This is a genomic window from Nostoc sp. CHAB 5715 (assembly GCF_020829685.1).
Classification (GTDB): Bacteria; Cyanobacteriota; Cyanobacteriia; order Cyanobacteriales; family Nostocaceae; genus Nostoc.
This window is the reverse complement of the sequence record NZ_JAIVFR010000629.1, coordinates 1-4,540: the sequence shown is the minus strand read 5'-3', so window position 1 is coordinate 4,540 and position 4,540 is coordinate 1. Positions and strand designations below refer to the sequence as shown.

At 38.7% G+C, this 4,540-nt stretch carries 3 protein-coding genes and 1 pseudogene; all 4 read left to right on the top strand.

Annotated features, from left to right (window positions below):
- A pseudogene (locus LC574_RS27720) lies at positions 1–225 on the top strand (phosphate ABC transporter, permease protein PstA); the annotation flags it as partial.
- Positions 226–325: 100 nt separating this feature from the next.
- A complete protein-coding gene (pstB, locus tag LC574_RS27715) occupies positions 326–1,105 on the top strand; it encodes a phosphate ABC transporter ATP-binding protein PstB (protein WP_229456888.1) in 780 nt (259 codons plus the stop codon).
- A gap of 882 nt (positions 1,106–1,987) precedes the next feature.
- Positions 1,988–2,767, top strand: coding sequence for a phosphate ABC transporter ATP-binding protein (locus tag LC574_RS27710; protein ID WP_229456887.1), 780 nt, complete (start codon positions 1,988–1,990; stop codon positions 2,765–2,767).
- 853 nt (positions 2,768–3,620) lie between these two features.
- Entirely contained in the window at positions 3,621–4,325 is a 705-nt protein-coding gene (locus LC574_RS27705) for an SDR family oxidoreductase (RefSeq protein WP_229456886.1), read from the top strand.
- Positions 4,326–4,540 lie beyond the last annotated feature (215 nt).

Sequence of the window (4,540 nt, the reverse complement as noted above, 5' to 3'; positions counted from 1 at the left end):
GCCATAGTAAAAGCTGATATTTTTACTGCCTTATTTAGTCTAGATTGGTCAGAAGGATTACTAAGCCCAACAGCTTCCTTACCAGTATTGATTTTTAACCTCTACAACGACCCCGACCCGCAAAAAAGCCAATTAGTCTGGACTACTTCTATAGTTCTACTCAGCTTAATTTTATGTGTCAATATTCTCTCTCGCTTAGTTATTAGGCAAAGAAGACTAAAGTAAAATAAATAATTTTTTGTATTGTTTTGGATGTTGGCAAAGTATGATATTAAATGGGAAGCCGCCAGTATCAATATGCCTTAATTACGAATTACGAATTAGCATGAGTAACCTAATACCAGCTATTAAAGTTAAAAATATCAGCTTTTACTATGGCACAACAAAAGCGATTGAAAAGGTGTCAATAGATATTTATCAAAAGCAAATAACCGCAATTATTGGCCCTAGTGGTTGTGGTAAATCTACCTTCATCAAAATTTTGAATCGCATTAGCGAATTAGAAGGGCCTGTGAAAGTTGAAGGAGATGTAGAATTTTTTGGTCAAAATATTTATGCTCCTCGTGTCAACATCAATCGGTTACGCCGCCAAATTGGTATGGTGTTCCAAAAACCGAATCCTTTTCCGATAAGCATTTACGAAAATGTTGCCTACGGTATGAGGATAGCAGGCAGGTATTCAAAATTAGAATTAGATGAAATTGTCGAATCTGCACTTCACAGTGCTGCTCTTTGGGATGAAGTGAAAGATAAGCTGGATAAATCAGCTTTAGGGCTTTCTGGTGGTCAACAACAAAGATTATGTATTGCTCGTGCTTTAGCAGTCAAGCCGAAAGTTCTGCTAATGGATGAGCCTTGCTCGGCTCTTGACCCCATCGCTACCATGAAAGTTGAGGAACTACTCCATAGTTTGCAGTCTGAGTTGACAATTGCGATCGTTACCCATAACATGCAGCAAGCCGCTCGCGTCTCTGATTTTACGGCTTTCTTTAGCACCGATGAAAGTCGGATTGGTCAAATGGTTGAATTTGGCGCTACAGAGCAAATCTTTAACAACCCACTAGACCCCCGTACCCGCGACTACATTTCAGGGCGTTTTGGTTAAGGTATGCCCCAGCGTAAGTAGACCGGCGTAAATAATTAAAAGTTTGTAGTGAACGCGAGTGCGTTTCGTAGGAAGGACTTTAGTCTTCAAATGAGGGCTGTTAGCGAAGCGTTCCCGTAGGGTAGCCCTGACTTTAACAATTCGCAATTCGCAATACTTCGGCTACGCCCTTCTCTACGAGAGGCTACGCCAACGGCTACGCTCAGGACAAGCTCAGTACAAGTTCGCAATACTTCGGCTACGCTCAGGACAAGCTCAGTACAAGTTCGCAATTACGTTTAGGTAGGGGGATTTAGACCCCAATCGCATTACAAGCAACCCTTCTTGGGATGGAGTTTTAAACCCTAAAACACAAGCGATAAAGTGCGGTTTAAAAATAATTACTAATTTATCTTTATTAGATAAACTAGCTCCTCATTATCATAAGGTGTATATCAATATTGCTCGGTTAACGCTAAAAAATAAAAATGTGTAGGTTGGGTTTCGTTCCTCAACCCAACCTAAGAGCGGGGTTTGTTGGGTTTCACGACCTTCAACCCAACCTACAAATCTTCAAAACCTACGCAGTATTGAGGTGTATATGATATTAATATTTTTTTCATTTATACGTACCTATTTTAAGTCGAACCAGCCCCAATCCTTTTTAATTGGAAAGTATGCCATATAGATCAATGTGCCAAAGGTGGTATAAAAAGTCTATAAAAGATTATTTTTGGAGCATAGTCTTAATATAAATATCCATTAACAGTTTATTTGCTGGATGACTACTGTATAACTACGTAATTTCCGTGAATATCTCCTTTTGGGAGTAACATAGTGAAACAGCGCTGCTGATTTGTACTACTTTACTTCGTCAACTTTTATTTCACAAGTTTTGGGAATATGAGTAAACTAATTCCAGCCATCAGAGTCAAAAACTTCAGCTTCTCTTACGACACTCAAAAGATAGTTGAAGGCGTGTCAATGGATATTTACCAAAACCAAGTCACGGCAATTATTGGTTCTAGTGGTTGTGGCAAGTCTACTTTTCTTAAGTCGTTAAATCGCATGAGTGAATTAGAAGGGGATGTGAAGGTTGAAGGAAAAGTAGAATTTTTTGGACAAAGTATTTATGAGCGTCGTGTCAACATCAATCGCTTACGTCGCCAAGTCAGTATGGTTTTTCCCAAGCCAAATCTTTTTCCCATGAGCGTTTACGATAATGTTGCATACGGGGTGAAATTAGTTGGATGGCATCCGAAAGTAGAATTAGATGGGATTGTTGAATCTGCTATCAAAGCTGCCGAACTCTGGGATGAAGTGAAAAATAAGCTGCACAAATCTGCTTTAGAGCTTTCTGGCGGCCAACAACAAAGACTATGTATTGCCCGTGCTTTAGCAGTCAAACCAAACGTTCTGTTAATGGATGAACCCTGTTCAGGTCTTGATCCTGTCGGTAGTATGAAAGTCGAGCATCTGATCCATAACTTACGCTCTGAGTTGACAATTGTGATGGTTACTCACAATATGCAGCAAGCTACTCGCTTATCTGATTTTACGGCTTTCTTTTATAGTAATGAAAATCGTATTACTCAAATGGTTGAATTTGGTACTACAAATAAAATCTTTACTAACCCCCTGGATTCTCGCACCCGTGACTATGTTTTCGCCCGCGTTAGTTGAAGTTTTTCTAAAATTCTAACGCTCTTTCATAACTCTCGGAAAATAATAATCGAAGCAGAAAACTGAAACTATGACTCAATCAAGGTTTGAAGCTTTATTTTTTAATAGAAATTTAAAAATGGAGCTAAAACCTGGAAACTTAAGTCTCGTAAGCCTTGCAGCAATTGCTTTCTCCAAGACTGATGGAAGAGGGCTAAGTAAGTAGGCACAAATAAACCTAACTATGTAACAAAATGTAAAACGTTCAAAACCTTTGCGATTGCTTCACTTTGCTTCGCTCCGTTCGCAATAACATAGTTATAGCAATCCTATTTGAGTTGTGAAAATTTTTGTTATGGTCGTCCTTGGTCATTTGTCCTTTGTCATTTGTGATTATAAAGGACAAAGGACAAATGACTAATGACAGCCAACAGAAAAATATTTCACAAATGATTTAGGACTGCTATGTAAATTTTTCACCTACCTACTTAGCTATTCAGAGAGCTACCACATAGTCTTCTTTTGAACAAGTGGTTGATAAAATTCAAGATTTAATCAAATTAAAAATTATTCAAGATATCCAAAAAACATCTCCTAAGACTAAAGTATCGGTTTCAAATTAGGTACAAAATTACGGAAAATAACCGGAGAATCTCCTAATTCAATTATTAAAAAATTAAATTTAGGTTCTAGTTTTACTAAATATTTAGAATCATCTCCTGCATTTAAATTAAAGGCAAGTGGCAAAGAACATGAAGTAGGAATGTTTGATGAGGAGTCGTTACTCTGCAAGTAGATACTTTTTGCATGTCTACGTACAACTTGAGTCTGTAATTCAGTATTATGTAAGATGTAAAGAAATGTAAATATAATAATGCAAGATAAAGTTGTTGTTGTTGTCGGTGCTACTGGTGGTATTGGTTCAGCCTTAACACACAAACTTGCGCCTACTGGAGTCCGGTTGGTACTGGCTGCCAGAGATGCAGTTCGTTTAACAACACTAGCAAATGATTTACCAGGGCAAGTTTTGAGCGTTCCCACCGATATTACTTACCCCCAACAGGTAGATACTTTGATAGAAAAGACGATCGCTGAGTTTGGTCAAATCGATATTTTAGTGAATGCCGCCGGTGCTGGTATACTCAAGCCTTACAACAACCTGGAACCCGCTGATTTAGACAATATGTTAGATGTCAACTTAAAAGGCAGCTTTTACACCACTCAAGCGGCTGCTGAAGAGATGCAAAAGCGCAAGTCTGGTCACATCTGTAATGTGGTAGGAATTCTGGGCAAGCATTCGATGGGAATGGCAGCAGCTTATTCTGCTTCTAAGTTTGGTGTTGTCGGTTTCAGCAAATGCATGGCAGAGGAACTCAAGCGTTTTGGTATCAAGTTCACGCTATTCTACTTTGGTGGGGTAGATTCTCCTTTCTGGGATAACGTCAATTTAAAAGTAGACCGGAAAAAAATGCTCAGTCCTGAAACTGCTGCCAATGCGATTTTCTTTGCCCTTTCTGCCGAACCGCAAGCTGTGCCAATGGAAATTAACATTCAACCTGATAGTCATCTGTTTTTTTAAAGTGGCAGTACGCCTGCATAATTCTTGCCTGGGAAAGACCTGAAAATTTAGCAAAAAAGGCAAAATTTACAGATATATAAGCTGTTATGCTGGATTTTCAGTATCTATGAAAATTGAACACGTTCATTTCTATGTAGAAGACGCCAAAGTATGGCGGAATTGGTTTGTACACCATCTTGGTTTTCAAGCAGTAGCCGATCGCAGCATTTTATTTC

Bases quoted from the DNA above. Each gene is read 5' to 3' on its own strand.
- pstB (WP_229456888.1), top strand. From the start codon at position 326: ATGAGTAACCTAATACCAGCTATTAAAGTTAAAAATATCAGCTTTTAC.
- LC574_RS27710 (WP_229456887.1), top strand. From the start codon at position 1,988: ATGAGTAAACTAATTCCAGCCATCAGAGTCAAAAACTTCAGCTTCTCT.
- LC574_RS27705 (WP_229456886.1), top strand. From the start codon at position 3,621: ATGCAAGATAAAGTTGTTGTTGTTGTCGGTGCTACTGGTGGTATTGGT.